General features: G+C 65.8%; 24 protein-coding genes and 1 pseudogene. 8 read left to right on the top strand and 17 right to left on the bottom strand.

Translation table 11 applies throughout. The features are described 5' to 3' along the window. Positions 1-10: 10 nt before the first annotated feature. The 6 genes from QF050_RS05080 to QF050_RS05055 are packed head-to-tail and all read right to left on the bottom strand — an operon-like array spanning position 11 to position 5,520. A complete protein-coding gene (locus tag QF050_RS05080) occupies positions 11-1,219 on the bottom strand; it encodes a CehA/McbA family metallohydrolase (protein WP_308929448.1) in 1,209 nt (402 codons plus the stop codon). A gap of 2 nt (positions 1,220-1,221) precedes the next feature. Beyond that, on the bottom strand, positions 1,222-2,301 hold the full coding sequence (locus tag QF050_RS05075) for an ABC transporter ATP-binding protein (protein WP_308929447.1): 1,080 nt from the start codon (positions 2,299-2,301) through the stop codon (positions 1,222-1,224). Then, on the bottom strand, positions 2,301-2,768 hold the full coding sequence (locus QF050_RS05070; protein WP_308929446.1) for a carbohydrate ABC transporter permease: 468 nt from the start codon (positions 2,766-2,768) through the stop codon (positions 2,301-2,303). The genes QF050_RS05075 and QF050_RS05070 overlap by 1 nt, the downstream gene beginning before the upstream one ends. Beyond that, complete coding sequence (locus tag QF050_RS05065) at positions 2,725-3,171, bottom strand: hypothetical protein (RefSeq protein WP_308929445.1); 447 nt, start codon at positions 3,169-3,171, stop codon at positions 2,725-2,727. Before QF050_RS05065 ends, QF050_RS05070 begins: the two co-directional genes overlap by 44 nt. Next, positions 3,168-4,088, bottom strand: a complete 921-nt coding sequence (locus QF050_RS05060; RefSeq protein ID WP_308929444.1) for a sugar ABC transporter permease — start codon at positions 4,086-4,088, stop codon at positions 3,168-3,170. Before QF050_RS05060 ends, QF050_RS05065 begins: the two co-directional genes overlap by 4 nt. Positions 4,089-4,107: 19 nt before the next feature. Beyond that, the gene (locus tag QF050_RS05055) at positions 4,108-5,520 is read right to left on the bottom strand and encodes an extracellular solute-binding protein (RefSeq protein ID WP_308929443.1); all 1,413 of its coding nucleotides are present in this window, start codon (positions 5,518-5,520) and stop codon (positions 4,108-4,110) included. 141 nt (positions 5,521-5,661) lie between these two features. On the opposite strand from QF050_RS05055, the gene QF050_RS05050 reads away from it, so the two are divergent. Next, the gene (locus QF050_RS05050; protein WP_308929442.1) at positions 5,662-6,888 is read left to right on the top strand and encodes an ROK family transcriptional regulator; all 1,227 of its coding nucleotides are present in this window, start codon (positions 5,662-5,664) and stop codon (positions 6,886-6,888) included. Between the two features lie 75 nt (positions 6,889-6,963). On the opposite strand, the gene QF050_RS05045 is transcribed toward QF050_RS05050, so the two are convergent. The 4 genes from QF050_RS05045 to QF050_RS05030 form a co-directional block, all read right to left on the bottom strand. After that, positions 6,964-8,430: a polysaccharide deacetylase family protein gene (locus QF050_RS05045; RefSeq protein WP_308929441.1), complete on the bottom strand. Its 1,467-nt coding sequence runs from the start codon at positions 8,428-8,430 to the stop codon at positions 6,964-6,966. Between the two features lie 116 nt (positions 8,431-8,546). Beyond that, positions 8,547-9,458: an intradiol ring-cleavage dioxygenase gene (locus QF050_RS05040; RefSeq protein ID WP_308929440.1), complete on the bottom strand. Its 912-nt coding sequence runs from the start codon at positions 9,456-9,458 to the stop codon at positions 8,547-8,549. 324 nt (positions 9,459-9,782) lie between these two features. Beyond that, complete coding sequence (locus QF050_RS05035) at positions 9,783-10,418, bottom strand: GntR family transcriptional regulator (RefSeq protein WP_308929439.1); 636 nt, start codon at positions 10,416-10,418, stop codon at positions 9,783-9,785. 119 nt (positions 10,419-10,537) lie between these two features. Further along, positions 10,538-11,443: a LysR family transcriptional regulator gene (locus tag QF050_RS05030; protein WP_308929438.1), complete on the bottom strand. Its 906-nt coding sequence runs from the start codon at positions 11,441-11,443 to the stop codon at positions 10,538-10,540. A gap of 127 nt (positions 11,444-11,570) precedes the next feature. On the opposite strand from QF050_RS05030, the gene QF050_RS05025 reads away from it, so the two are divergent. From QF050_RS05025 to QF050_RS05010, 4 genes and pseudogenes are all read left to right on the top strand, one after another. Beyond that, the gene (locus QF050_RS05025; protein WP_308929437.1) at positions 11,571-12,713 is read left to right on the top strand and encodes a PrpF domain-containing protein; all 1,143 of its coding nucleotides are present in this window, start codon (positions 11,571-11,573) and stop codon (positions 12,711-12,713) included. Positions 12,714-12,768: 55 nt separating this feature from the next. Further along, entirely contained in the window at positions 12,769-14,079 is a 1,311-nt protein-coding gene (gene dctA / locus QF050_RS05020) for a C4-dicarboxylate transporter DctA (protein ID WP_308929436.1), read from the top strand. Between the two features lie 106 nt (positions 14,080-14,185). After that, on the top strand, positions 14,186-14,446 hold the full coding sequence (locus tag QF050_RS05015) for a hypothetical protein (RefSeq protein ID WP_308929435.1): 261 nt from the start codon (positions 14,186-14,188) through the stop codon (positions 14,444-14,446). A 7-nt stretch (positions 14,447-14,453) separates the two neighbouring features. Beyond that, positions 14,454-14,630: pseudogene (locus QF050_RS05010) on the top strand (C4-dicarboxylate ABC transporter); the annotation flags it as partial. A gap of 258 nt (positions 14,631-14,888) precedes the next feature. Here the strand turns inward: QF050_RS05010 and QF050_RS05005 are convergent. From QF050_RS05005 to QF050_RS04975, 7 genes are all read right to left on the bottom strand, one after another. Continuing rightward, on the bottom strand, positions 14,889-15,272 hold the full coding sequence (locus tag QF050_RS05005; RefSeq protein ID WP_308929434.1) for a hypothetical protein: 384 nt from the start codon (positions 15,270-15,272) through the stop codon (positions 14,889-14,891). Further along, positions 15,256-16,239, bottom strand: coding sequence for an MFS transporter (locus tag QF050_RS05000; RefSeq protein WP_308929433.1), 984 nt, complete (start codon positions 16,237-16,239; stop codon positions 15,256-15,258). The genes QF050_RS05005 and QF050_RS05000 overlap by 17 nt, the downstream gene beginning before the upstream one ends. Positions 16,240-16,714: 475 nt before the next feature. Next, complete coding sequence (locus QF050_RS04995) at positions 16,715-18,088, bottom strand: NtaA/DmoA family FMN-dependent monooxygenase (protein WP_308929432.1); 1,374 nt, start codon at positions 18,086-18,088, stop codon at positions 16,715-16,717. Between the two features lie 9 nt (positions 18,089-18,097). Beyond that, positions 18,098-19,162 carry an LLM class flavin-dependent oxidoreductase gene (locus tag QF050_RS04990; protein WP_308929431.1) on the bottom strand — a complete coding sequence of 355 codons (1,065 nt, stop codon included), beginning with the start codon at positions 19,160-19,162 and terminating at the stop codon, positions 18,098-18,100. Beyond that, positions 19,159-20,205, bottom strand: coding sequence for a transporter substrate-binding domain-containing protein (locus QF050_RS04985; RefSeq protein WP_308929430.1), 1,047 nt, complete (start codon positions 20,203-20,205; stop codon positions 19,159-19,161). Before QF050_RS04985 ends, QF050_RS04990 begins: the two co-directional genes overlap by 4 nt. Positions 20,206-20,217: 12 nt before the next feature. Beyond that, positions 20,218-21,027, bottom strand: coding sequence for an amino acid ABC transporter ATP-binding protein (locus QF050_RS04980; protein ID WP_308929429.1), 810 nt, complete (start codon positions 21,025-21,027; stop codon positions 20,218-20,220). Further along, positions 21,027-22,055, bottom strand: coding sequence for an amino acid ABC transporter permease (locus QF050_RS04975; protein ID WP_308929428.1), 1,029 nt, complete (start codon positions 22,053-22,055; stop codon positions 21,027-21,029). Before QF050_RS04975 ends, QF050_RS04980 begins: the two co-directional genes overlap by 1 nt. Positions 22,056-22,319: 264 nt before the next feature. Here QF050_RS04975 and QF050_RS04970 point away from each other — a divergent pair, with 264 nt between their 5' ends. The 3 genes from QF050_RS04970 to QF050_RS04960 are packed head-to-tail and all read left to right on the top strand — an operon-like array spanning position 22,320 to position 26,599. Further along, complete coding sequence (locus QF050_RS04970) at positions 22,320-24,287, top strand: FAD/NAD(P)-binding protein (RefSeq protein ID WP_308929427.1); 1,968 nt, start codon at positions 22,320-22,322, stop codon at positions 24,285-24,287. A 20-nt stretch (positions 24,288-24,307) separates the two neighbouring features. After that, positions 24,308-24,847: a GNAT family N-acetyltransferase gene (locus QF050_RS04965; RefSeq protein ID WP_308929426.1), complete on the top strand. Its 540-nt coding sequence runs from the start codon at positions 24,308-24,310 to the stop codon at positions 24,845-24,847. 48 nt (positions 24,848-24,895) lie between these two features. After that, on the top strand, positions 24,896-26,599 hold the full coding sequence (locus QF050_RS04960; RefSeq protein WP_308929425.1) for a helicase HerA-like domain-containing protein: 1,704 nt from the start codon (positions 24,896-24,898) through the stop codon (positions 26,597-26,599). Positions 26,600-26,688: the final 89 nt, after the last annotated feature.

Here is a 26,688-nt window from a genome sequence, read left to right as displayed (position 1 = left end):
TTTGGTCAGGCTATGTGGTGAGGGCGAGGATGCGGCGGTCCGACGTTTCGAGCCGGTACGGTCCGGCTCCCTGGGCGTCGATGGCTGCATAGGGGTCGCGGATGAGCTGCCGGCGGCCTTCGAAGTCCACCAGGATGGTCCCTTCCGCGTCGATAGCAACCAATTCGCCGTCGACCCGCAACAGCAGCGGTGCGTCGACCCCCAGGCTGAGGGCTGTCGGGCCGGCCTTGAGCGCCGCCAGGAGTCCCTCTTCGGACGGGTCCGCAGACTGCACCCAAGTTGTGGGCAGCCCGGTGGGATGGCCGTCCTCGAGGCGGTGGAAGTCCCCGCCCCCGAGCGGAATGACGGGCTCGCTCCAGGCGCTCAACCAAGCCCAGATGCTGGTATCGCGCCGGTTGGGCAACCAGGTTTCATGCATGATCTCGGCGTGGGTGGGCTTCCGGGACAACTGCCATTGCCACGAACAATCGGTGGCCACCGGGTGGTTGATGGACAGGAATCCGCCTTCGCCTTCAACCTGGTCAAGCCAGGCGTCAGGGTGGTCCCGGAAATCCACCCAGTTAATGCGGCCGTAGGCGTTCGCATGGCCGCGGACGGTGGTGACTTCCTGTCCGGGCAAAAGCGCGATCCCATACTCATTGCCCACGCCCTGCAGGTGCGGATGGTGGCTGACGGTGTTGTGGTCCGTGACGGCCAGGAAGTCCAGCCCGTTCCGTGCAGCCTCTCCCGCCAGTTGCCGGAGGGAGAGGCTGCCGTCGGAATGGAGGCTGTGTGCATGGCAATCCCCGGCAAGCCACCGCATCCCTGCCGCGGCAGGAAGATTCCGACGGCGGCTGGCCGGGACTGTGCCGGCCGGCGCGGGGGCCGGCGGCTCGGGTTCCACGGCCCCTGTTGCCGGCGTATTGATGGTCAACTCGACCGTGACACCCTCCGCCGGAATCTGGTGAAGGCCCAGCACAACCTTCCACACACCGGTTTCAAGTTCACCCGGGCAATAGCCGGTGGACGCCGCGGTCCTGCTGATCACAAACCGCTTCTTGGCTCCGCCGGACCAACCCCGCCACCCGCCAGGACCCATGCAGCCCAAATCAATGACCGCCCGGGACCTGTCGTAGTCCAGGAGCACTTCCAAAGATTCGCAGCGTCCCAGCTCGAAGGGAACGTCGAAGTAGAGGTTCCCTGCCCGGTCCTCCGGGGTCAGCATCCGGCTGATGCGCACCGTCAGTCTCCGATCCGCAGACCTTCAGCATCGAACAACAGCGTCCGCCGGGGCTCAAACGTGACCCATAGGCGTGTTCCGATTCCGGGCTCATGGTCCTCACTGACCACAACCTGGACCGGTTCCCCGCTGTCCGCCAGTTCCACCGTTATCAGGGCGGAGGCGCCCAGGTTCTCAGACACGGTGACCGTTCCTTCCAGGCTGCCGGGGGCCGCGGCCGGGGATATGCCCAGGTATTCGGGCCGGGCTCCCCAGGTGACTTCCTGGCCCTCGGCTACCCTGCCGACGGCATCGGAGGGCAACGGCACCTGCTGGGTGCCGATCGTCACTGTGTGGTCCCCGACGATGCCCTTGAGCAGGTTCATGGACGTTGAGCCAACGAACGACGCCACAAAGGTGTTGGCCGGACGCTGGAACACTTCCCGGGGCGTTCCGAGCTGCTGCATCTTGCCCGAGCGCATGATCGCGATCCGGTCGGCGAGGGCGAGTGCTTCGGCCTGGTCGTGGGTGACGAACACCGTGGTGACGCCGAGGTCCAGCTGGAGCTTCTTCAGGAATGTCCGGGCCTCGAGCCGGAGGCGGGCGTCCAGGTTGGACAAGGGTTCGTCAAACAGGAAGACGTCGGGGCGGCTGGTCACCGCCCTGGCCAGGGCGACGCGCTGCTGCTGGCCGCCCGAAAGCTGCCCGGGCCGGCGCTCCAGCAAGCCCTGGAGGGACAGCTTGTCACCGACTTCTTCGGCCCTGGAGTGGCGTTCGGTCTTGGCGACCTTCTGGATCTTCAGCGGGTACGCGATGTTGTCGGCAATGGACATGTGCGGAAACAACGCATAGTCCTGGAACACCATGGCGACGCGGCGCTGCCCCGGTTCCATGTTAGTGACTTCCCGATCGCCGATTTTGATGCTGCCGGACGTGGATTTCTCCAGGCCCGCGATGGTGCGAAGCAGGGTGGTCTTGCCGCAGCCGGAGGGACCCAGCAGGGCGAAGAACTCGCCGTCGTGGATGGTGACGTCCATTTCGTCCACGCCGCGGACTCCGCCGGGATACTCCTTGATCAGGGAGCTGGTGGTGATGCTGGCCATTAGCTTTTGATACCTCCATGGAAGCGGAACCCGTAGCGCCGGTTGACGAAGAAGTACATTGCGACGACGGGGATTGAAAAGAGCAGTGAGAAGGCGGAAATCAGGGCGAGGTTCGGCTGGCCGCCTTCGGTGTAGAAGGTGTACATCACCACGGCCGCGGGCGACTTGGATGGGGACCTAAGCAGGATGTAGGGAACCAGGAAGTTGCCCCAGACCTGGACGACAGCCCACACGGCGATGGTGGCGAGCCCGGGCCGGGCCAGCGGGATGACGACGTCCCACAGGATCCGCAGGGGCTTGGCACCGTAAAGGCGTGCCGATTCTTCGTAGGACTTGGGTGTTGAGTCCATGAAGTCCTTGAGGATGAAGATCACCGTGGGGAGGATCCCGCCGCTGAGCACGAGGATCACACCGAACTGGGAGTCAATGAGGCCCAGCTTCACCATCAGCAGGAACGTGGGCACCATGGCTGCTGTGCCCGTGATGATGGACGAGAGCAGCAGCAGTGTGTAGAGCAGCAGGTCGCGGCCGGGGTATTTTCACGCGTGACAGCGAGTAGGAAGCCAGCGAGCCGAGGACCAGCACCACCACCATCGAACCGAGGGCCAGGATCAGCGAGTTGCCAAGGGAAGCGATGGCGGTCGGGTTGTCGAACAGGATCTTGAAGTTGTTGAAGGTGAATTCCGGCAGCTTCACGTTCAGGCCGGGGTGGGCGTCGAAAGGTGCGAAGACGAGCCACAGCACGGGGATGACGAAGAACGCCAGGACCAGGGCGGTGAAGACGCTCTTGCCCATCAGCCCAAGGAAGTGCGTGAGCATCTGCCGGCTCTCACCGTTGGCGGTTCGCTTGGAGCCAGTCACGGCGGTCATGATTTTCTCTCCTTCAGCAGGCGCAGGTAAACGGTGGCGATGACCAGGTTGATGATGATCATGATCAGTGAGATCGCCGAGCCCTGCCCGAGTGCTCCGTCGTTCAAGGCCAGCCGGTAGATGAAAATCGGCAGGATGTTGGAGCGGTCATCGGGTCCGCCCGCCGTGAGCAGGTAGGGGGTGAAGGTGTTGAAAGTCCAGAGCGTGATGAGCAGCGTGTTGGTCAGGACGTGTCCACGGATGTGTGGGAACACCACGTCGCGAAACTGTGCCCAGGCGCCGGCCCCGACCATGCGCGCGCTCTCGAGCTGGGATGGCGGCACCGAGGCGAGGGCGGAACTGAACAGGAGCATCGAGAATGCTGTGCCCACCCAGGTGTTGAACACAACGATGCTCTGCAGCGGGTAGTCGAGCAGCCAGGCGGTGTTGCCCGTGGAGAGCATCGCGTTCAGCGTGCCATCGCTGCGGTCCAGCATTGCGTACCACAGGAAGGTGGTGACCGAACTGGGAATGATCCAGGCCAGCAGCACGAAGAATTCGACGACGGCCCGCACCGATTTCCTGACCCTGGTCATGGTCCAGGCGATGGCGAACCCCAGTGCGGACTGTCCGATGACGGCAGACCCGAACACGAAAATCAGCGTCAGCCCCAGGGAGTTGAAGAACCTGTCGTCGGAGAGCGCATTGATGTAGTTGTCTATCCCGACGAACTGCGGGTTCTTGGCCGCTGAACCACTGAGGCGGTAATTGGTCATGCCCAGGTAGAGCGTCCAGAGGGCGGGGAAGACGAGGAACAGCGAGATCAGGAGCAGGGCCGGCGCCAGGAAGGCCATGGCCCTCGCTTTGCCCAGGCCTGCTACGTCGCCGTCGTCAACGACTGCCCGGGAGGGCCCGGTGCCCGCTGCTGGAGCGGTCACCGGAGCCTCCACTTTTGGGTCACTTGAAGGTTTTGTCGCTACCACCGACGATTCCCTCCAACGCCTTCTGGTACGAGCTGCCTGCATCCGCGGCCGACTTGCCCGAGGCCACCATCCCGCTGGCGTCCTGCAGTGCAGCCGAAACCTGGGTGTAGTCCGCGAGTCCGGGACGGAACGCCGTCACCGGCAGGACCTCGGTGGAAATGAAGTTCAGCAACGGGTCAGCTTTGAGGATTTCTCCGTTGACGTCGTCCCGGGCTGAGATCTGGGGAGTTGACCCGATTCGGGCCTTGATCGCGTCCGCCGAGGACATGAACTGGAGCAGTTCCCATGCCTGCTGCGGGTACTTGGTTTTGGGGTTGATAACCTCACCGGAACCGCCGGACATGCTGACAAAGTCAGCGCCGTTGGGGCCCTTGCCGGGCGCTTGGGCGGGGATCTTTGCCCACCCCACTGCGCTGTCCCGGTTCGCCATGGGTGACACACCCTTCACCGGGTTGATCACGGAGCGCCAGAGGTAGTCACTTTCGATCAGGATGCCCAACTTGTTTTGCGAGAATTCCTGGAAGGACTTGTCCCGGCCCTTGGCGTCCTGCTGGAGCAGGGGGTCGCCCAGCTGCTCCGAACCGTAGACCTTTGAGTAGAAGTTCAGCACGTCCTGGACGCCCTGGCTGTTGCCCTGCCACTTGCCGTCCTTGTTGATCGGCTGGCCGGTACCCTGCAGCAACGGCAGGAACCCCTGCATCGTTGCCGCTTCTCCCATTGCCTTGCCCGCATTGATCTGCAGGGGCGTCACGTCCGGAAGTTTCTTGAGCTTGCGCGCGGCATCGAGGATGTCGTCCCAGCTCTTGGGCTGCCAGTCGGCGGGGAGGCCCGCCTGGGCGAACAGGGTCTTGTTGAAGTAGATGACCCGGCCATCCGTGCCGTCCGGAACGCCGTACTGCTTGCCCTCGTACGTGGTGAGCTGCTGAACGGCAGGCTTGATCTGCTTCCAGCCGTCCCAGGCCTGGACCTTGTCCTTGCCCACAATGTCCTCAAGGGGGCTGATGTACCCGGCGTCAGCGAACTCGCCCAGCCAGATGCCGTCGATGGACGTGACGTCCGCGCCCTGCCCCGTGGACAGGTCCAGCGAGACTTTGGTCTTGTAGGCCTGGTCATCCACGCCGTTGGGCTGGAAGTTGACCTTGGCCGTGACGCCCTTGGCCTTTTCCGCCTCCTCAAACTTGGGGATGACGTAGTTGGTGATCCAGTCGGCGCCGGCGGCATTTTTCCCGCCCGAGATGGAGTTGGCGGTAATGGTCAGCGTCACCTCCTTGGCGTCCGCATTCTGGTCGGTTGCCTGGGATGGTGCAGATGAGCTGCCGCAGGCGCTCAGGGCAACGGTGCCCGCGAGCAGACCTGCTGCAGCCGCAAAAAATCTCGTCCTAGTCATATCAGGGGATCCCTTTGGGAGACAGAGCTCCGCCTCTGCGAAGCTACTTGTTGGAGTGTCCGAACTAACAGACAGCCTGTGATACAGGCCACTATAGTCTAGGATCGGGCTTAGTCAAATAAATTGAGTTAGGGAGTTCGGATGCCTCGCGGATCGAATCTGGAGCGTGTCAGCGCCTTCAATCAGGCCGTTGTACTGGACCTCGTGCGCCGCTCGGAATCAGGGATGAGCAGGGTGGAACTCATCGGCGCAACGGGCCTGTCCACGCAGACGGTGTCCAACATCGCGAGGCGGCTGCTGGATCTGGGACTGATCCTGGAGAGCGGAAAAGTGCACGTCCCCCAGGGCAAACCGCGAACCACGCTGACCATCGATCCGAAGAGCAAATATGCGGTGGGGGCCCACCTGGATCCATCCATGCTCACGTTCGTGCTGCTGGACCTGGCAGGTACGGTGGTGCACCGCAAACACCTCCCGGTGGTGGCCGTTGCCGGACCGGAAGAAACCGTGGCACGGATTGCGGCTGCCATTGAGGATCTGATCAGCGAAACGGATATACCCCGGACGCGCGTCCTGGGAGTAGGCATCGCCGCACCCGGACCCATCGAGTTCGATCAGGGCGCCGTGGTTGGGCCGCCGATGCTGACCGGCTGGGAGCGCGTGGAATTGCGGGAATCGCTCGGGAAAGCCACGGGATTTCCCGTCTTCCTGGATAAGGACTCAGCCGCGGCAGCCCACGCCGAGTTGTGGGTGCGGGACAAGAGATCAGACCAGAATTTTGCCTTCGTCTACCTCGGCAGCGGCGTCGGCGCAGCCGTGGTGATGAACGGCGAAGTGGTGCGCGGATCTTCGAACAATGTGGGCGAGATCGGACATTTTTCCACCGGTGAGGGAGGCCGGCTGTGCGGTTGCGGACGCAAGGGCTGCCTGGGCATATCCATCATGCCCGTCGAGCTGGTCAACGACGCCGTCGTCAAGGGGATCCTCTCCGGCCCCGTCGACGATTCGGACCTGCGCCAAATCACCGACCACTTCCACAAGCTGGCGGCGTTGGCGGATGCCGGGGACCAAAGCGCCTCGTCGATCTTCCAGGAAGCAGCGGACCGCCTTGCCCGTGCCGTGGAGGACATCGCGAACCTGCTCGACGTCGATGGCATCGTCTTCGGTGGACCGTCCTGGCCCCCGGTCGGAACCCGATACCTTGAAGTCCTCCACGCCGCCCTTGCCAACCGCCTGGCCATGGGAATGATCCACGAAGTCGAGCTGGTGGGTTCGGTTCTCGGCGAGGACATCACGGCCGTGGGAGCCGCCTGCATCGTCCTTGACCACGTCCTGGCACCCCGGTCCGGAGGCCTGTTGCTGGAATGACCCCCGTCACGGCGGCCAGCGCGCCCCTTCGCGCGGCGTCGTGGCATCCTGCTTCAACGCGGCCGGAACGTCCGCCTATGGGCGCGCGGGCCGGGACCTGTAGACGTGGCCAGGGATGAGCGGCGTTCCTTCGAAGAGCTGCGGGACTGACACCAGCCGGTAGCCCTGCCCTTGCAGGGTGGAGATCAGTTCCTGTTGTCCGGCTATTGTCGTTGGCTGGACGTCGTGCATGAGCACCACGGCCCCGGGCGTAATTTCCTTGAGCACTTTGGGCACAAAGGCCGCCGGGTTCTTGCTCTGCCAGTCAAGCGAGTCGACGGCCCAGATAATGAGTGGTTTGCCCACCGCACCCTGCACGGCGGCATCAGCTGCACCGTAGGGCGGCCGCATCATGGCCGGGGTGGACCCGGTGGCGGCCAGGATGGCGGCGTCCGTACGCTCGATCTCCTTCTTGACCGCGGGGATGGGCAGCTTGGTGAGATAAGGGTGGCTGTAGGTATGGTTTCCGATCGCGTAGCCTGCGTCGGCCACTTGTTTCGCGATTGATGGGTTGGCGGCAGTATTGGACCCGGTCATGAAGAAGGTGGCTTGGGCTTTTCTCTCTGCCAGGATGGCCAAAAGCTGCGGTGTCGTGCGGGCGTCCGGCCCGTCGTCGTACGTCAAGGCAGCGCACGGGACGATGTCGCAGTTCACATGCCGGAGTGCCGGTGCCGTCGCCGGACGCGGGACCGCGGCGGCGTTCAGCTGCCCCAGCACGTGGCGGCCGTAGTCGCTGAGCGCCGCCCTGGCATCGCCGGCACTCATCGTCATGGACACCTGGCGGCCGGGCCCCCCGGGCAACTCCGCCGTTACCGTGAGTTCCCCCGATGGGCTGAGAAGCAGGTCGGTCACCGGTGGTTCCTGCTGGGAAGGCGCCGCGATGTCCGCCGGGACACCCGTGATGCGGGATTGGATGCCGGGGACAGACTCCGGCCGAAGCAATTCCGCGCCGCTGCGCAGTTGCCCGGTGACTGTGTCGACGTACACGGTGGCAGACCTTACGGAGCCCGTCCCGTTCGTCCCGGAACTCTTCACTTTTTCACGGACGACGACGATTGTTCCGGCAGCCTGCACGGGCGCCGCCGAGACGGTCATTTCCTGGTTCAAGGGCTGGAGTGCGTTCAGTGCCATCGCGGGCCGGTAGCGGCTGCCGGCCGGCGCGGCCGCATCCAGGACGCCAAGCAGCCAGGAATCGACCTGCATGTTCAACCCCGGCAGCCCGTCGATATAGGTCCAGGACGCATTGACGCGATGATCTCCGACGTGGGCGGTCAACGTCATGGGGTACCCGCCGGGCGCCCCGACCGCGCGATCCAACATGTCCGACACCAGGGTGGGCAGGGGCTCGGCCTGCGGTTGGCTTGAAACCCGTTCATGCGGCCGCATGGTCACGTATGGCGCCCCGGACGTACCGTCCCCGCCGCAGATAAGCGCCACCACGCAAATCGCCGCCAGGAAGATCCGCAGGCAGGCAGCAGCTACGCTCCCGCCGGTGCGCCCCATACCGTGCCCCATCGATCCGCCCAGTCCTCAGATGTTGACCCCTTGATTGTCCCTTAATAACAGACCGATGTAACGGAACCGGGGGCAGTTGCCTGGACCTGAGGAGCTCCGACGCGCTAGATGGTCACGTTGAGCCCCGCCGTGTAACCGGCCGCGGCCGAGCCGGTCATCGTCGCCAGCTGGTAGATGCCGAGGTCGTCCCCGAACACGTTGTCCGACTGCAGGGTGGTGCGGGTCATGTTGGTGATGCTCTTTTCGTATCCGGGGGTGGCGTAGACGTCGTCGCAGGCCGCCTTCGGCAACGCGACCTGGGAGACGGCCAGCACCTGCCCGGCAGAGGTGGCGTTGTTCATGGACTCGAACACCTCGGAGAGGATGTGCGGCCAGCGCCCGGAGTAGGCGGCCGGGAAGATGGACGTAAACGTGACCTGCCCGTTGGCATCGGCTTCCTGCACGCCGCGGAGGTAGTTCTCGTTCTTCAGGCTCGAGTCATACATCGAGTACTTCCCGTCGCGGTCGCAGTGCCAGGCGTACACCGCGGCGCCGGCCATCGGGGTGCAGCCGTTGGCGTTGTCCAGGAGGGTCAGGGTGAAGGTCAGCGGAACGCCCTCGGCCTTCGCAGAAGCCGTGCCGAAGCTCGAAGTGATGTCCCGGCGCACCACCCCGGACGCTTCCAGGACGTTCGGCCCGTTGGAGCCATCGCCCGGATACGGGCCCGCGGTTTCCTCCGGGATTTCCACGCCGCATTCGGCGATGGCCCGGGTCAGCGTTGGTGTGGCGGTGGCGGCAGACGAGCCGGCGGCAGTCGCCGAAGCAGTGGCGGTCGCTGAGGAAGTGGCTGACGACGTGGCACCAGTGTTCCCGGCCGGGGTACAGGCGGCGAGCGCGGCAGCCGCGCCGCCTGCACCCAGGAACAGTCCCAGGGACCTGCGGCTCACCAGGGTGTTCAGGTCGAACTCCAGCCCCCGGTCGTGATCGGGGTGCGGCTGGTCGAAGTCGGGCTGGTGGGGTGTGCGTGAAGTGGTCATGATGCAAGGAAACCGCGCGGCGCTATGCGGTAGGCCGGTTGCTGCTGTGCCGTTGCTGTGCGTCCGAACGGACACTTCCTGCAGAGCCAGCCCCCGCGGAAGGCTCGACGACGGCACTCACCCCGCCGTCGTCGTCGCCCGTTCCAGCAAAAGCGGCCGGCGCACCAGGCGCCGGAAAAGCGAGGAGGGGAGGCCCATTGGAGCCTGCCCCTCCTCTTTGCACCGGCTGATGCCCTGCGCCCGACTTTCGGGATTCCTGTTGCGATGGAGTATGCAGGAACATCTGCCGGCGGGATTGAAGGGACGCTGCCAGGCAGGGTGTACCTAGAGCGTCCGGGGGTCCTCGGCGTACATCTTCAACCTGATGGCCAGGGCCTCCGTCATGTGCCGGGCTGCCACGTTGCCTGCGCGTTCGGGGTCGCCCTCCTCGATGGCTGCCAGCAGTTCGGTGTAGGCCGCCAGCACCGCCGGCCACCTGCCGGGGTAGGTCAGCGTTGTGAAGGAATACCGCCGCACCTGCTGGTCCAAACGCTCCAGCAGGCTGATCAGCGAGGGGCTGTGGGTGGCGTGCCAGAGCTGTGTGTGGAAGGTGCGGTTCGTGTCCGCGAGCATTCGCCCATCATTGACGTCCAGATCGCGCATCTTCAGCAGCAGCGCGTTGAGCGAGCGCTTATCCAGCGACGTTGCCTTGATGGCAGCCTTGGAAGCGGCGGCCTGTTCGAGGATGATTCGCGACTCGTAGATGTCGATGATCTCTTCGGCCGAATGCGTGCGGACAACAACGGCCTTGCCGCGGCGTTCGAGGAGACCGTCCTGTTCCAGCCGCTGCAACGCCTCCCGCACCGGCGTCCGGGAGGCCCCGTACCGCTCGGTGAGCTTGGCCTCCGTGAGCGGCTCGTCCGGGGCGAAGACGCTTGCCAGAACGTCCTCGCGAAGCCGTTGATGGACGGGTGTGGCCACTTTTCCTCTTTCCACTTAGTTCCGCATACCACTGTATACAGTAGTACGCAGAGATGTTGGGACGAATTCCCGAGAGTGGGAAGTGGCATACTCCCGACGGGAACGGGACCCCTCCTTTGTCAGGGAGCCTGCCCTTTGGCAATGGACTGAAACACCTGGGTTGCCTGCTGCGCAGCGGGGCTGAGCCGACGGCTTGCAAGATGGGCGAGGAGGATCCGCCGTTTCGGGGAACCGGCGAGAGGGACGGCTACGACGTCGGGGCGCAGAGCGGTCAGCGCCAGCCTGGGAGCCAGGGCGATCCCGATACCGGCCGCCACCATGCCCTGCGTTTCCTGGTAATCGTTGGCTGCGAAGGCGATCCGCGGCTCGAACCCCGCGTCGCGGCATACCCGGCTGAGGACGTCGGCCACGGGGTGCTCGTCACGCACCACCCATTCCTGGTCGCTCAATGAACCGATGCGGACCGAGCCCAGTTTCGCAATGGGGTGCTCCCGCGGAACCAGCAGCACTGTCGGATCGTTCGTCAGCCGGACCAGGGTCAGGTCAGGATCCTCGATCTGCTGCCAGGGATAGTCCCACAGGAGCGTCAGTTCGATTTCCCGCCGCCGCAGGCGTTCCAGCAGGCCGTCCCGGCGGGCGCTGACCACCGTCACTGCCACCTCCGGATGGCGGGCGCGGAACGCCAGCACAACGTCCGGCATCAGGGATGCTCCGCCGGTGGGAAAGGTTCCAAGGCGCAACTGGCCCCGCCGAAGGCCCGCGAACTCCCCCATTTCGGCACGGGCAGCTTCAACGGTCCTGTCGATGTCGTCGGCGTAGTGCAGCAGGGCGTGCCCCGCTTCGGTCAGAACCACGCCCCGGGGATGGCGCTCGATGAGGACCACGCCCATCTCCTGCTCAAGTTTCGCGATCTGCTGCGAGACCGCCGAGGTGGTGAAGGAAAGGGCGGCAGCAGCGGAGGTCAGGGAACCGGAACGGCCCACCTCGCGGAGCACATGGAGCCGGTGGAGATCGAGGATTGCCATGTACTGAGTTTAGCAAAAGTAGATAGTCGTCCATTTATTTGCGATTGTGCTGAAGCCTCCCATCCCGGATCGTAGAAGTACAAGGTGCTGTGAAGTAGAGCACTGCAAGTTACGAGGGAGAAATACAGTGGGACTCAAAGGACATTGGTACCGGGGCGGCACCAGCAAGTGCTGGCTCTTCGATGCCAGGGACGTGGCCCTCCACGCCCCCACCCGCGAGGACATCCCCGCACTGCTGTCAGCAGCTTTCGGCGCAGCGGACGCGCGGCAGCTGGACGGCGTCGGGGGAGGAACGTCCACCACGTCAAAGGCGGCCGTCATCTGGGCAACCCCCGATGCCGAGGCTGACCTTGACTACCTCTTCGCCCAAGTGGGGATCGGCGACCCAACCGTTGAACTCGGCTCCAACTGCGGCAACTGCGCCACCGCCATTGCCCTGTTCGCAGTCCAGACGGGCATCGTTCCCGCCCGGGACGGCATGACCAAGGTCCGCATGCGCCACCTCACCTCCGGCGCCGTGCTCAGCGGAACGGTTCCCACTCCCGGCGGACACGTTCCCAAGTCCGGCCTGGCCCGGGTTCCGGGCAGCAGCGCTGCCGGTGTTCCCGTCAGCCTCTCGTTCCACGGCCCCTGGGGCCAGAACACCGGCGCACTCCTGCCCACCGGCAACACGGTGGACCAGCTCCAGGTAAACGGCATGACGCTGAGCGCAACGATGGTGGACGCCGGCGCCCCTGCCGTGCTTCTCGCAGCCGACCAGGCCGGCGTCGATCTTTCCTCGATGACGGACACCCTCACCGCGCAGCTGCCCACCCTCATCGCGGCACGGGCATCAGCGGGCCTCATCATGGGGCTGCGGAAGCCTGAGGATCCACCACAGAACGCTGTCCCGAAAGTCGGGGTTGTGGCGCCTGCCGGGGACTACATCGCCGCGGACGGGACAACCATCCCTGCGGACAGCCACGACGTACGGGTGCGGATGCTGTCGATGCTCGCGCCCCACCCTGCCATCGGCCTGACGTCAGCCGTGGCAGTTGCCCTTGCCGCCTCGCTGCAGTCATCGGTCGTAGCCAACGCAGCAGGCCCGTCACCCTCCACCGGCGCCGGAAGTGCCCGCTTGTTGCGGGTCGGGACACCCGCCGGCGTCATCACCGCCGAAATCATCTCCGATGAAACCGGCGCCGTCAGCGAAGTGGCCCTGCACCGGGCAGCCCGCCACATCGCAACCGCAGACATCGACGTGGCCCCGGCCGCCGAGCTGTCCGCCTAAACCCCTTTCTCTTTGCCCCATCATTAAGGGGCCGCACCAACCAGGAAGTTGTTCAATGAAGATCAAATCCATCCTCGGACACCTGTATGTCCAGGTACTCATCGGAGTCGCCCTCGGCGTCGTTGTGGGCGCACTGTGGCCGGACCTCGGCGCATCCCTCAAGCCAATCGGCGACGGTTTCGTGAAACTCGTGAAGTTCATGATCGCTCCGATCGTGTTCTGCACCATCGTGGGAGGCATCACCTCCCTGCGGGACACCAAAAAGGTGGGTCCCACCCTGATCCGCTCGCTGGGCCTCTTCTACGCCCTGACGGCACTCGCCCTGGCCTTGGGCCTGGCCGCGGTGATGCTTTTCCAGCCAGGTGCGGGCATGCACATCGATCCCACGCACCTGGACTCCTCGGTGGCGCAGAAGTACACCACCCAGCTGCCGAGCAGCAACCCCGTGGACTTTATCCTGAGCATCATCCCCAGCACGTTCGTCGGCGCCTTCGCCGATGGTGAGGTCCTCCCCGTGCTGGTTATTGCCCTGCTGTGCGGCTTCGCCTTCAGCAAGCTCGGCGCGCCGGGCCAGCTGGCACTGAATGTGGTCAACAGCTTCAACAAGCTGCTCTTCATCATATTCGGCTACATCATGAAGGTTGCTCCGCTGGGAGCCTTCGGGGCCATGGCGTTCACGGTTGGCAAGTACGGCGCGCACTCGATCGGCAACCTCGGCATGCTGATCCTTGCCTTCTACGCCGCCTGCATTGTTTTCGTGGTGGTGGGCCTGGGCCTCCTGGCAAAGATGACCGGCTTCAGCCTGTGGCAGATCCTGCGCTACTTCAAGGACGAATTCCTGATTGTCCTTGCGACGTCCTCCAGCGAACCCGTCCTGCCGCGTCTGCTGTCCAAGCTCGAACGGATCGGTTGCGACCGCAGCGTCGTGGGCCTTGTGGTCCCCACCGGATACTCCTTCAACCTCACCGGCACGGCCATCTACCTCACCCTCGCCTCCATGTTCATCGCCCAGGCCTGCGACATCCACCTCAGCTGGGGCCAGATCCTGCTGATGCTCGGCATGATGCTGCTGACCTCCAAGGGCGCGGCGGGCGTCACCGGCAGTGGTTTCGTGGCCCTGGTGGCGACGCTGACGGTCATGCCCACCCTGCCGGTGGCCGGCGTTGCCCTCATCGTTGGCATCGACCGCTTCATGAGCGAGGCCCGCGCCCTGACCAGCACGGTCTGCAACATCGTCTCCTGCGTGGCCATCGCCAAATGGCAGGGTGAACTGGACATGGCCAAGCTCCGCTCCGAACTCCAGGCGGGCTTCGTGCCCACCGAGGAAGAAAAGGTGCAGCTGGCCGAGCCGGCCCTGGCGCACTAGCCTGCCGGCAGGCCACCACCCCCAGTGTTTGCCCGGGATCCCAGCAGGGGTCCCGGGCTAGCTTTGCCGGCACGGCACGCAAGAACACACAGGAAGGACTCAGGCAGTGGAAACAAACAGCGAACGCAATGGAGTGCCCCGCCGCCCTCCGCGTGGACAGCCAATACCCAACTGGTGCACGCTCTCCCGTTCAGACGAAGTGGAAATACGCCGGAACGGGCGCCACATCGCGGCCGGCCGGATCGATATGCTTGCCCTTGACGGCACCATGATATGGATCCTCAAGGAGCCCGGAAACGACCGCGAACTCTTCCTGCGCAGCGACGGCGTCACCCTCCATCGGCGGCTGGCGCAGGGAACAACGTGACCGCGAGTCCGCAACCGTGGTGGATGTTTCGCCTTTCTCCACCGATGGCGCCCTGGTAGTCGCCAACGCCCAGGAAGACGACCGGCAGCGGGTCTACCGCCAACTCATGTTCTACGCCGGAGCGGTGGTCCTGGTTGCCCCGGCCATGGCGTGGGCGCTCTTGCTCCCCACAGGTTTTCTCTAGCGGGAGTGACACGGCCATACGGGTCCCGACCGTCGGAGCCCGGGACCCGTCGAACCATAACCAAAATTGTCTTCCCACCATCCATCCGAAAGGAATCAAAATGAGTGAACTTCAAACTCAAGAAACAACTGACGATTGCGATACGGGAGATTGCTTCTACTGCTGTAGTCCTGAGACCGACTAAGGCCGGCTACCGCACTAAGTGCGGCAGCCGGCCCCATTCAACTTCGGTGCAAATGGGCCGCGACAAGCGCAGTGTCAGGAAATGTTGTGCGTTGGTTTTTCTGCACCGGCCCTTCCCTGTTTCCCTTCCTGCAGCGGCCCACCTGCCACCGGCCGGTCACCGCCGCGCCGGAGGCTTAGCATCACCAGGCCGGCTGCCAACAGACAACATGCCAGGAAAATGGACGTGGCAAGGAAGCTGCCGTGCGTCACGTCCTGCAGGTACCCGCCAACATAGGGCCCGACGAACCCGCCGAGGTTGCCTACGGCGTTGATCAGGCCCATGGCGGTGCCGGCCACAGCCACTGGCATTGCCCGGGACGCGGAGGCCCAGAACGGGCCGTCATAGGCCAGTGCGCCGGCGACGGCGATGCTGATCAGGGTGACCGCGAGGAACGGAATGTTATCCCCGGTTGCCACCGAGAGCACCAGGGTGACAGCACCCACGGCCATCGAAAGGAGCACATGGGTGGAGTAGCGGGCCCGTACGGTCAGCGGCCTTGGCGTTGTACCAGAGGCCCACCATCGCCAGCACGTAGGGGATCGCGGTGATCAGGCCAACCTCCACGGAATTCCCGGAGGTGATCGTCTTGATCACATGCGGGAGCCAGATGTTGATGCCGTAGAAGCCGATCTGGATGAGGAAGTACACCAGGGTCAGCCGCCACACCACTGAGTTGGACACGACGTGGCGCAGGCCAAGCTTTTCCTGTTGCGGATGTGCTGCCGCATCGGCAGCAAGTCCGTTCTCTATGTACTCCCGCTCCTGGACGGAGCACCACTTGGCTTCACGGGGATAGTCAGCGATCAGCGCCCACCACAGGGGTGCGGCGATGACGAACGGGAAGATGCCCTCGATGATGAACAGCCACCGCCAGTCCGAGAAGGACAGGATCCACCCGGAGAGGGGCGCGGTGATGATGGAAGCGATGGCGATGTTCATCATCCAGAATGCGTAGGCCCGGGCGCGTTCAGCGGCGGGGAACCAGTGGCTGATCAGGACAAGGATCGCGGGCCAAATCCCGGCCTCGGCGACGCCAAGGAAGAAACGCACCACAAGCAGCTGGGTGAAATCCTGGATGAACCCGGAAAGCACGGCCAGCACACCCCAGATAAGGACCATGATGCCCACGAACTTCTTGGCACTCCAGTGTTCGGCGAGATAGCCACCGGGTATCTGCAGAACGAGGTAGCCGATAAAGAAGATGCCGGCGGCCAGTCCCTGTTGGGCGGCGTCAATGCCCAGGTCCTGGTGGAGTCCGTTGAGGGCGAACCCGATATTGGTTCTGTCCATGAACGAGATGATGTAGACGATGATGGCGACAGGGATCAGCCGCTTCCACCGGGCGTTGCCTACGGCCGGTACTGACGTGAGGTTGCGTGCCATCGGAGTTGCTCCTTCGCAATATGGCTTATTGAATCGCGCCCCAGCCCGTTTTACTCTTCCGCGGACCCAAGTGGGGCGCTTTCCGCCGCAGGACGGAATGAGAAGGTCTTCGCGGGGGAGCCGTCAGTGCGGCGGTGCAACCAGCGCGTTGGCCTGCTGGCGGGCCCCTCACGCGGGCCATGCCTTCATTTAATAGCAACTGTTGCGGTTATGCAAGGGATAAATCAGTCCCTGATTTTGGCGAATAGATAGCTCTGCCCGGCCTAGTAGAACATCTAACTTGCGAGCCATTGCGTTTACGCAATCGAAGCCTAAACCCACTGCTCCCATACCGTCAGCTGGAGCCTGGCGGTCCCCTGCGAACCGTCCCCCAAGGCGGCTTCCCCCCGGGAAGGGCCGACGACGGCACTTACTTCGCCGCCGTCGTCGCCCCTCCCAGCCAACCCGGCCCTCCCAGCGAAACCGGCCCAGCGCATCAGGCCCGAACCGCCGCGGCGGCCTCATCGGCGGTACGCACCGGCGTCTCCAACCCCAGGTGCTCGCGGAGCGTGCTGCCCCGGTACCCGGCGGGGTACACGCCGCGTTCCTGCAGTTCCGGCACCAGGTGGTTCACAATGTCGTCCAGGCCCGTCGGGATCAGCCAGGGTGAAATGTTGAACCCGTCCACGGCGCCCACCCTGGCGTACTCGGCCAGGTGGTCGGCCACGGCGGTGTAGGAGCCGGTGAAGGTGGAATCGATCCGCGCGGTCTTCGAGGTGACGAACTGCCGGATGGACAGCCCCTTGTCCTTGGCCTCAGCCCGCCACTGATCCGTCAACTGCCGGGCCTTGGCGCCGTGGAAGCCGCTGCCCCGGGTTTCGGACGTTTCTTCCACCACGGGGTCGATCTCCGGCAGCGGGCCGTCCGGATCGTAGGAGGACAGTTCGCGGCCCCAGAACTGCTCCAGGTAGGCGATGGCCTGCTGCGGGCCGATCTGCAGGCTGCGCACCCACTCCTTCTTCTCCGCGGCTTCGGCGGCGGTGGGCGCCAGGATGAACTCGCTGGCCGGCATGATCTGTACGGCGTTGGCCCCGCGGCCGGCGGCCACGGACCGCTCCACCAGGTCCTTGCGGAACTCCACGGCGTCGTCGAACTTGGGGTGGGCAGAGAAGATCACGTCCGCCTGCCGGGCCGCGAAGTTGCGGCCTTCCGGCGAGTCACCGGCCTGGAACAGCACCGGCCGGTACTGGGCACTGCGCGGCAGCCGCGGTGTCACGTCCACCGTGTAGTGCTGGCCCTCATGGAGCACCCGGCGCGCGGGGCCGTCCGGCGTTTCCCACGAGTCCCAGATCCGTTTGGCGGTTTCCACAAACGCCTCGGCGTGCCTGTATCGGTCCGCGTGGTCCAGGTAGCCGCCGCGGCGGAAGTTCGCCCCGGTCCAGGCATTGTCAGTGGTCACGATGTTCCACGCCGCACGCCCGCCCGAGATCAGGTCCAACGACGCGAGCCGGTGCGCCAGGTCTGCCGGATCGTTGTACGTGGTGTTTTGGGTGGCCACCAGGCCGATGTTCTTAGTCACCGAGGCCAGGGCCGCGAGCATGGTCTGCGCGTCCGGCCGGCCCACCACGTCCAGCGCGTGCGGGCGGCCCAGATGCTCCCGCAGGCGCAGCCCCTCCCCCAGGAAGAACGCCGCGAACAGCCCCCGCTCGGCGGTCTGGGCGATCCGGCGGAACGATTCGAAGTCCGTCTGCGAGCCGGATTCCGCCGCCTTCCAGATGGTGCCCGAGTTGACGCCCTGGAAGAAGACGCCGAACTGGATCTGGCCGGACGGCACAAAGACCTCGGATTTAGCACGGGTGTGCTGTGTCACGGTTTTTCCTTACTTTCCGGCGCCGGCGGGCGCAGCGGAGGCGGTTGCGTAGCGGCTGGCGGGGCGCGGAAGCCCCAGCAGGTCGCGGAAGGTCCCGTCCTGGACCACCGGCTGGAGCGCGCCGCGGCGGCGAAGATCCGGCAGCACCAGCCGGCCCAGCTCCTCCAGGTCAACGGTGAGCGACGCCGGGTGCAGCCGCACGCCGTCGGCCTCCGTCAGGAGTTCCGCGAGGAAGTCGGTGAGGCCGGCAGCAGAACCGGCATAGACGGCCCGCTCGGTCCCGGTGCCGGCCGCACGCCCGGCCGCAGCCTGGCCGCGGGCGTCCAGGACGACGTTGAGCTCGGCGATCACCGCAACGGCCCCACCCACCCGGGCCCGGACGTCGCGGACCTCCGCTGCCAGCAGTTCCGCGGCAGGGGCGGACACCAGCACGGCGTCCACGGCAGCCGCTGAAACTTCTCCGAGCAGGGACGCCGGAACCAATACCGGCAACTGCCCCTGGAGCGGCCGCGGGATGATGGACGGCCCCTTGACGGAATACCCCGCGCCGGCGAATTCGGCAGGCGTCTGGAAATCTGCGTAGTGCAGCTTGTCCACGTCGATATAGCGGCCGGTGGCAACATCGCGAATCACGGCGTCGTCTTCCCAGGAATCCCACAGCCGGCGGGACACCTCGATGGACGCGGCGGCTTCCTGGCCCAGAGCGGCGCCGGTCATGGCGGAACGTCCGACCGCGGCAGCCGTCTCAGGTGCCTCGGCGGCGGTGGCGATCCACCCGGCCCGGCCGCCTGACACGTAGTCCAGGCTGGCCAGCTGGGTGGAAACGTGGAACGGCTCGGTGTACACGGTGTCCACCTCGGGCACCAGAACCATGGTCCGGGTGACGGGCCCGGTGAAGGCTGCGCGCTGCAGCGCGTTGGCGCGGCCCGGAGCGGGTGCGTCGGTGAACGTGGCGGCGTGGAAGCCGGCGGACTCTGCTGCCAGCACGGCCCGGGTGAGGTCCGCGCCGTCCCAGCCGGCGCCGTCGAGCTCGATGGCAAGGAACCCTGCCTGCCCTGTGCGTACTGCGTTCATGATGCCTTTCCTGACGGCGTGGCGGTGGCCGTTGTCTGGGTGGCCGCGTAGTTCTCATCCGTGATGGTCTTGGATTCCGGCAGCGCTTCCTCGGACAGGCCCCAGCGTCCCAGCACCTTGCCGTAGGAGCCGTCCTTGATGGCCGAGTTGAGGGCCTCGGAGATGACCGGCGCCAGGCCGTTGCCCCGCAGCGTGGTGGCAGCCACCAGGGTTTCGGACGGCCAGCCGGCGTTGACCTTGCCTACCACTTTCAGGTCGTCGCGGGTGTTTTCCCGGTAAACCGTGGAGGGGTAGGGGGCGATGTTGAGGTCCGCCCGGCCGGAGGACAGCGCCAGGATGGTGTCGGGGTCGGAGGAGTAGTACTGCAGCGTGGCCGGGGCCTTGCCCTTGGCTTCAAGTTCCTTGTTCCAGGCCAGCAGGATCTTCTCCTGGTTGGTGCCGGACCCCACGGAGACCTTCAGACCGGAGATGTCGTCCGCGCCCTCGATGTCGTAGCTGGCGGACTTCTTGGCCTCAAAGCCCATGTAGGCGGCGCGGTAGCTGGCAAAGTCGAACAGCTTCACCCGGTCCTTGTTCACCCCCACGTTGGAGAACACGGCCTCAAAGTCGCCGGACTGGGTCTTCAGCGGCCAGTTCTCCCAGGACGTGACCTGGACACCGAGCTCCAGGCCCAGCTTGTCCGCCACCAGCTGGGCGATGTCCAGCTCGGAGCCGATCGGCGTCTTGTCGTCCGTGGCGTGGAAGGACAGCGGAATGGAACCGGCCGTGGTGGCCACGGTCAGCTTGCCGTCCTTGCTGATCAGCGCGGGAACCTTGGCGGCGAGCGCCGGGTCCTTCACGGCCCGGATCCGCTGCTGGTCCGGGGAGGTGTTGTAAACCACGCCGTTGCGCGCCGCCGTCGTCTGCGCTCCTCCGCTGGGGTTGCTGGCGGCCGAGGCGCCGGGATCGGCGCACCCTGCCAGCGCGGCGGTGCCAAGGAGTACGACGGCGGGAAGCACCGCGAGTGCGCGGCTGCGGCGTTTGCCGTGGGTTGGGAAAGCCATGAGGGTGGTCCTTTAGATGTTGAAGGCCGGTTCCAGCACCTTGGAGAAGAAGCTCCGGGTGCGCGGTTCCTGCGGGTTGCTGAAAATGTCCTGCGGAGTGCCCTGCTCCACGATCTGGCCCTGGTCCATGAACACCACGGTGTCCGCCACGTCGCGGGCGAAGCCCATCTCATGGGTGACGATGATCAGCGTGGTGCCGGACGTGGCGAGTTCACGGATGACGTCCAGCACTTCGTTGACCAGCTCGGGGTCCAGGGCGGAGGTGGGCTCGTCGAACAGCAGGATTTTCGGCTCCAGTGCCAGTGCGCGGGCAATCGCGACGCGCTGCTGCTGGCCGCCGGAGAGCTGGCGGGGATAGGCGTCCGCACGGTCCTTGAGGCCCACCCGGTCCAGGAGTTCCAGGCCGCGGCGGCGGGCTTCCTCCTTGGTGCGCCCCTGGGCGACGACGGGGGCTTCGGCCACGTTCTCCAGCGCGGTGAGGTGCGGGAACAGGTTGAAGTTCTGGAACACCATGCCGATCTCGGTGCGCTGTTTCAGGATCTCCTTTTCGCGCAGCTCATGCAGCCGGTCGCCGCGGATTTCGTAGCCCACCAGCTGCCCGTCGATGGTGATGTGCCCACCGTCCACCTTTTCCAGGTGGTTGATGGTGCGCAGCAGTGTGGACTTCCCGGAGCCTGACGGGCCCACGATCACTGCCACGCCGCCCGGTTCAACGGTCAGGCTGACGCCTTTGAGGACTTCGGTGGCGCCGAAGGATTTAAGCACGCCGGTGATCTCCACCAGGCCGCGGGTGGCAGGAGGGGCCGTAAGGGTTGCAGTCATTAGATGTTCCTCCGGTTGGGCACTGCCGCGTGGGCGGCGAAGAATTTGCGGGCCTTCTGCAGGGGCGTCAGCGGCAGGTTCCGCACCGCACCCTTGGAGTAGTGCCGTTCGATGTAGTACTGGAAGACGCTCAGCACGGACGTGATCACGATGTACCAGAGCGTGGCCACCAGCAGCAGCGGCAGGACCTGCTGCGTGCGGTTGTAGATGACCTGGACGGTGTAGAACAGCTCCGAGTAGGCCAGCACATAGACGATCGAGGTGCCCTTGACCAGGCCAATGATCTCGTTGAAGGCGGTGGGCAGGATGGCCCGCATGGCCTGCGGCAGCACGATCCGGGTGGAGCGGCGCCAGGCCGGGATGCCCAGTGCGGCCGCAGCCTCCAGTTGGCCGTGGTCCACGGACAGGATGCCGCCACGGATAATCTCCGCCGAGTAGGCGGCCTGGTTCAGGGTCAGGCCCAGCACGGCTGCCGCAAACTGGCTGATCAGCGTGGTGGTCTGCACCTCGAAGAACCGGACATCCGTGAACGGGATCCCCAGACTGATCTTTTCGTACAGGTAGCCCAGGTTGTACCAGAGGAGCATCTGGACCAGCAGCGGCGTGGACCGGAAGATCCAGGAGAACGTCCAGGACACCGAGACCAGCAGCGGCGATGCCGAAAGCCGCATGAGCGCCAGGATGAAGCCGAGCACGAACCCGAGAACGCCGGAGATGGCCGTCAGCTTCAGGGTTTCCACCAGCCCGTTGACCACGGACTGGGCGGTGAACCACTGGGCCACGACCCCCCATTCCCAGCGCGGGTTGGTGGCCAGGGACCAGGCAACGGCCAGGACGCCGAGCGCGACGACGGCAGTCCCCACCCAGCGCCACGGATGCCTGGCGGCCACCACCCGGTAGGACGAGTAGTCCACCGCCTGCCGCGTCGGGGCTTGTCCGGCGGGGGCACCGGTGTTGGCCGGGGGCGCTTCCGCCGCCGGGGGCTGCGGCCGTTGTGACTGCGCCGCTTTGGTTGCTGCTGAACTCATGCGCCACCTCGCTTCTTGTCGTCGGTTGATGTTTCGGGCCCTTCCGGCCTGCTGCTGGCTGCAAATCTAGGACCGCCCGGAAAGGGCCAGCAAGGCGGCAGGTTGCATAAGTTCACGGGGCTTCGCACGGCGTCATGAGTCGGTTTTTTGCGTCGTTTAACCCGCCGTGACGCGGAGTTAACGGGCGTGACCAGGCGCTCGACCGCCGTCGTCACGGCTGCCTAGCATGGGCAATCAACCCAGCCCCGGCCCTCAGGAGTACCCATGCCAGCCACCATCCCGGCCATCGTCTTCATCGGCGGCGGACCGCGCACGGCGGGCGTGCTGGAACGGATCGCGGCCAACCGGCCGGACGTCTTCCCCGGCCCGCTGCAGGTCCACGTGGTGGAACCGCACATCCCGGGGTCGGGCCGCATCTGGCGGTACGACCAGGATCCCGGCCTCCTGCTCAACTCCATGGCAGCGGACATCACCATGTTCACGGACGGGTCGGTGGACTGCGAGGGTCCTGCCGGGCCGGGACCGGGGTTGGCCGAGTGGGCCGCCGGCGTCCTGGACGCCTCCATCATCGATGTCCCGGACTTCCCACAGCCGCTGTGGGACCAGCTCCGGTCCCTCACCGGTACCACGTTTCCCACCCGCCAGCTGCAGAGCCAGTACCTGGAGTGGTTCTTCCGCCGGGCCGCCAAGTCGCTGGACCGCAGCGTCACCGTGCACCGCACCACGGCCGTGGGCATCACGGAGCCGGCCGGCGGCGGGCACGACGTCGAGCTGGGCAACGGCCGGACCCTGCACGCGGACATCGTGGTGACCGCGCTGGGCCACACCGATTCGCGCCCGGACGCTGAATCCGCGGGGTTCTCGGACTTTGCCGCCCGGCACGGCGGCTACCACGCGGCACCCGGCTACACCACCGACGTCGACTACTCCCCCATCGCCGCCGGGCAGGACGTGATCGTCGCCGGGATGGGCCTGGCCTTCGTGGACCTGCTGGTCCTGCTCATGGAGGGCCGCGGCGGCAGGTTCCAGGAAACGTCCGACGGCGGGCTCCGCTACCTTCCGTCAGGCCGCGAACCACGGCTCTGGGCCGGCTCGCGCCGGGGCGTGCCGTACCACTCCAAAATTTCCGCAGTCCTGCGCGGGCAGGCGCCGGGGCCGCTGCAGATCTTCACAAAAGCCACGGTGGACTCCTTGCTGCAGCAGCACGGTGAACTGGACTTCCGCCGGCACCTCTGGCCGCTCATTGCCAAGGAAGCCGGCTACTACTATTACCGCGAGCTCCTGACGGGCAGCCCCGAACGCGCCGCCATGGGCTGGGACGAGTTCGCCCCCCGCTACGCAGAGCTGGACTGGTACAGCAGCGGGCGCGCATCGCTGGTTGCGGCCGCCGTCCCGGACCCCGCCCTGCACCTGGACCTGGAACGGCTGGACCGGCCTTTCGACGGCCTCACCTTCGCGGAGCACCAGGACGTGCAGGACGCCGTGGCCGGGTACATCGAACGCGACCTTGCGCTGCGTGACAGCCCGGACCACCCCGAAACGCTGGCCCTGTTCCTGGCCCTGCTGCACGTATACATGGAGGTGGGCCGGGTGGTTCCGCCGGAACGGTTGAACGCACGCTCCCAGCAAGTGGTCCATGGCTGGTGGCACGGTTTCTTCAGCTTCGTCGATTCCGGTCCCCCGCCGCACCGGCTGCGCCAAATGCTGGCGCTGCACCGGGCCGGGCTGCTGCAGTTCCTGGGCCCGGGCCTCAACGTCACCGCCGACGAAACCACCGGGTTGTTTGTTGCTTCGTCCCCGCAGTCGGGAGTCTCGGTTGCGGCCACGGCCCTGATCGAGGCACGGCTCCCATCCACGTCCGTGGCCCGCTCGCTCAACCCTGTACTCGCCTCACTGCACGGGAGCGGCTTGGGCACCGAGCAGCAGCTGTTGACCTCCGATGGCATCCACTCGACCGGGAAGCTGCTGGTCTCGGCGCGGCACCAGCTGGTGGATTCCGACGGGAACCCGCAGCCCACCCTCTTCGGCGTAGGTCCCGGAACGTCCGGGTGGGGCGCCGGTGCCTTCGCCCGCCCGCACACCAACGCCGCACCGTTCCGGGAAAATGATGCCTTGGCCCGCACCATCCTCGGCGCTGCCCGGGACCTGTCCCACGCGTCCGCCCCCATACCTTCAAACCCGGTAACTTCAGAACCAGCAACTCCAGAACCAGCCGCCGTCGGAAAAAACTGACCAGTGACAAGGAAAGACCAGTGACCGCAGAACCCGGCCTCCGTCCGAGGCCCCTGGACCCCGCCGCCCTGACAGTCCTCACCCTGCCCCTGCACGATCCCCGCGTCCGCCCCCTCCTGGACGAACTCGCCGTCGAATATGACACCCGCTACGGGGACCTGTTTGGCCGCGGCGCCGCGGCGGAGGAGCTGAACCGCTACCCGGCGGCCGAATTCGAGGAGCCGAACGGCGCCCTCCTGGTAATCCAGGAAAATGACGAGTCGATCGCCGGCGGCGCGTTCCGCCGGTACGACCCCACCACGGCGGAACTGAAACGGATCTGGACGCACTCGGCCCACCGCCGTCGTGGACTGGGACGCCGGGTGCTCGCCGAACTCGAAGCCCTGGCCGCCGCCCGCGGCTACACCCGGCTGTACCTCACCACCGGCCCGCGGCAGCCGGAGGCCAAGCACCTCTACCTGAACACCGGTTACCTGGCGCAGTTCGACCTGGCGGCAGACCCGGAAACCATCGGGCCCCTGGCATTCACCAAGGAGCTGCCCGCCGTACCGCGGAACTGACCGGGCGGGTACCGCGCCACCGGAGCATGCCGCCGCTAAGCTAGCGCCATGGCCACGAAAACCACAGCAGAGAAGCTTGCCACCATCCAGCAGGGCTACACGCTGGAAGGTGCCACCATCGAGCTGGGAGCCGCCATCATCGACGGCGAACTCCACAAGGACGCGCCGGTGCGGCTGCCGCTGGCCATGATGAACAGGCACGGGCTGGTGGCCGGCGCCACCGGTACGGGCAAGACCGTCACGCTGCACATGATGGCCGAACAACTCTCCACCGCCGGCGTCCCTGTCTTCCTGGCCGACATCAAAGGCGACCTCTCCGGGCTGGCAACAGCCGCCGTCGGCAGCGACAAACTCACCGCCCGCACCCAAGGCATCGGCCAGCCGTGGGAGGGGAAGGCGTTTCCGGTGGAGTTCCTCGCCCTGGGCGGCGACGGCAACGGTGTCCCGGTCCGCGCCACGGTCACCTCGTTCGGGCCCATCCTGCTCTCTCGCATCATGGAACTGAACGACACGCAGGAATCCAGCCTGCAACTGGTCTTCTACTTCGCGGACAAGAACGGCCTGGAGCTCATCGACCTCAAGGACCTGCGTGCCGTCATCCAGTTCCTCACCTCGGACGAGGGCAAGGACAAGCTGGAGGAACTCGGCGGCCTGTCCAAGGCAACCGCGGGCGTGATCCTGCGCGAAATCGTGAACCTTGAGGCGCAGGGGCTGGAGAAGTTCTTCGGGGAACCGGAATTCAATACGGCCGAGCTTCTCCGCACTGCTCCGGACGGACGGGGCGTGGTCACTTGCCTCGAGCTGCCGACGCTGCAGACCAAGCCCATGCTGTTCTCCACCTTCCTCATGTGGCTGCTGGCAGACCTGTTCGAGGACCTGCCCGAGGCCGGAGACCTGGACAAGCCCAAGCTCGTGTTCTTCCTGGACGAGGCACACCTGCTCTTCAACGGCGCTTCCAAGGCTTTCCTGGATGCCATCACCACCACCGTCCGGCTGATCCGGTCCAAGGGCGTGGGCATCTTCTTCGTCACCCAGACCCCCAAGGATGTGCCCGCCGACGTCCTGGGCCAGCTGGCCAACCGGGTGCAGCACGCCTTGCGCGCGTTCACCCCCGAGGACGCCAAGGCGCTGAAGGCCACCGTGTCCACGTTCCCGCTCAGCGACTACGACCTCGAGGAGACCCTGACCTCGGCCGGAATCGGCGAGGCCGTCATCACGGTCATGAATGAGAAGGGTGCGCCCACGCCGGTGGCCCTTACGCGGCTCCGCGCACCGGAGTCCGTGATGGGACCCGCCGACGACGCCCTGGTGCGGAGCACGGTGGCCGGCTCTGCGCTGCTGGGCAAGTACGGGACGGCGGTGGACAATCCGTCCGCCTACGAGAAGCTGACCGGCAAGGGGGCGGCACCCACCGGCCCGGCCGCGCCGGAACCGTCCGGCGGCGGACCTGCGGGCCAGGCTGCACCGGCCGGCTATGACGTTGACGCCGAGGCCCGCCGGATCGAAGAGGAGATCCTGGGGCGGCCAAGCAGCAGGCCAGCGCCAACCCCGGCGCCCGCGCCCCGCGCTCCGCAGCCGCCGTCAGAGCCGCAGTCCCAGCCGGGCGGCATGATGGGTGATCTGGGCGGCGTGCTCGGTGGAGCCCTGGGTGGTGGGCTGAAGAGCATGGCGCGGTCCATGGGCACCCAGCTGGGACGCGAACTGCTCCGCGGCGTGTTCGGCACCTCTTCCACCCGGCGCCGCCGCCGCTGACCCGCACCGGGTCCCTGCCGCCCGGCCGCGAAACTCCTTAAAGCGACGGTTGGAGCTAAGCCGGCCACCCGCCGTCGGGCCTTATCGGT

Source organism: Arthrobacter sp. SLBN-112 (assembly GCF_030944625.1).
Lineage (GTDB): Bacteria > Actinomycetota > Actinomycetes > Actinomycetales > Micrococcaceae > Arthrobacter.
This window is presented reverse-complemented; position numbering and strand designations above follow the sequence as displayed.

Bases quoted from the DNA above. Each gene is read 5' to 3' on its own strand.
- QF050_RS05075 (WP_308929447.1), bottom strand. From the start codon at position 2,301: ATGGCCAGCATCACCACCAGCTCCCTGATCAAGGAGTATCCCGGCGGA.
- QF050_RS05070 (WP_308929446.1), bottom strand. From the start codon at position 2,768: ATGGTGCCCACGTTCCTGCTGATGGTGAAGCTGGGCCTCATTGACTCC.
- QF050_RS05065 (WP_308929445.1), bottom strand. From the start codon at position 3,171: ATGACCGCCGTGACTGGCTCCAAGCGAACCGCCAACGGTGAGAGCCGG.
- QF050_RS05055 (WP_308929443.1), bottom strand. From the start codon at position 5,520: ATGACTAGGACGAGATTTTTTGCGGCTGCAGCAGGTCTGCTCGCGGGC.
- QF050_RS05050 (WP_308929442.1), top strand. From the start codon at position 5,662: ATGCCTCGCGGATCGAATCTGGAGCGTGTCAGCGCCTTCAATCAGGCC.
- QF050_RS05045 (WP_308929441.1), bottom strand. From the start codon at position 8,430: ATGGGGCGCACCGGCGGGAGCGTAGCTGCTGCCTGCCTGCGGATCTTC.
- QF050_RS05040 (WP_308929440.1), bottom strand. From the start codon at position 9,458: ATGACCACTTCACGCACACCCCACCAGCCCGACTTCGACCAGCCGCAC.
- QF050_RS05030 (WP_308929438.1), bottom strand. From the start codon at position 11,443: ATGGCAATCCTCGATCTCCACCGGCTCCATGTGCTCCGCGAGGTGGGC.
- dctA (WP_308929436.1), top strand. From the start codon at position 12,769: ATGAAGATCAAATCCATCCTCGGACACCTGTATGTCCAGGTACTCATC.
- QF050_RS05000 (WP_308929433.1), bottom strand. From the start codon at position 16,239: ATGGCACGCAACCTCACGTCAGTACCGGCCGTAGGCAACGCCCGGTGG.
- QF050_RS04990 (WP_308929431.1), bottom strand. From the start codon at position 19,162: ATGAACGCAGTACGCACAGGGCAGGCAGGGTTCCTTGCCATCGAGCTC.
- QF050_RS04985 (WP_308929430.1), bottom strand. From the start codon at position 20,205: ATGGCTTTCCCAACCCACGGCAAACGCCGCAGCCGCGCACTCGCGGTG.
- QF050_RS04980 (WP_308929429.1), bottom strand. From the start codon at position 21,027: ATGACTGCAACCCTTACGGCCCCTCCTGCCACCCGCGGCCTGGTGGAG.
- QF050_RS04975 (WP_308929428.1), bottom strand. From the start codon at position 22,055: ATGAGTTCAGCAGCAACCAAAGCGGCGCAGTCACAACGGCCGCAGCCC.
- QF050_RS04970 (WP_308929427.1), top strand. From the start codon at position 22,320: ATGCCAGCCACCATCCCGGCCATCGTCTTCATCGGCGGCGGACCGCGC.
- QF050_RS04960 (WP_308929425.1), top strand. From the start codon at position 24,896: ATGGCCACGAAAACCACAGCAGAGAAGCTTGCCACCATCCAGCAGGGC.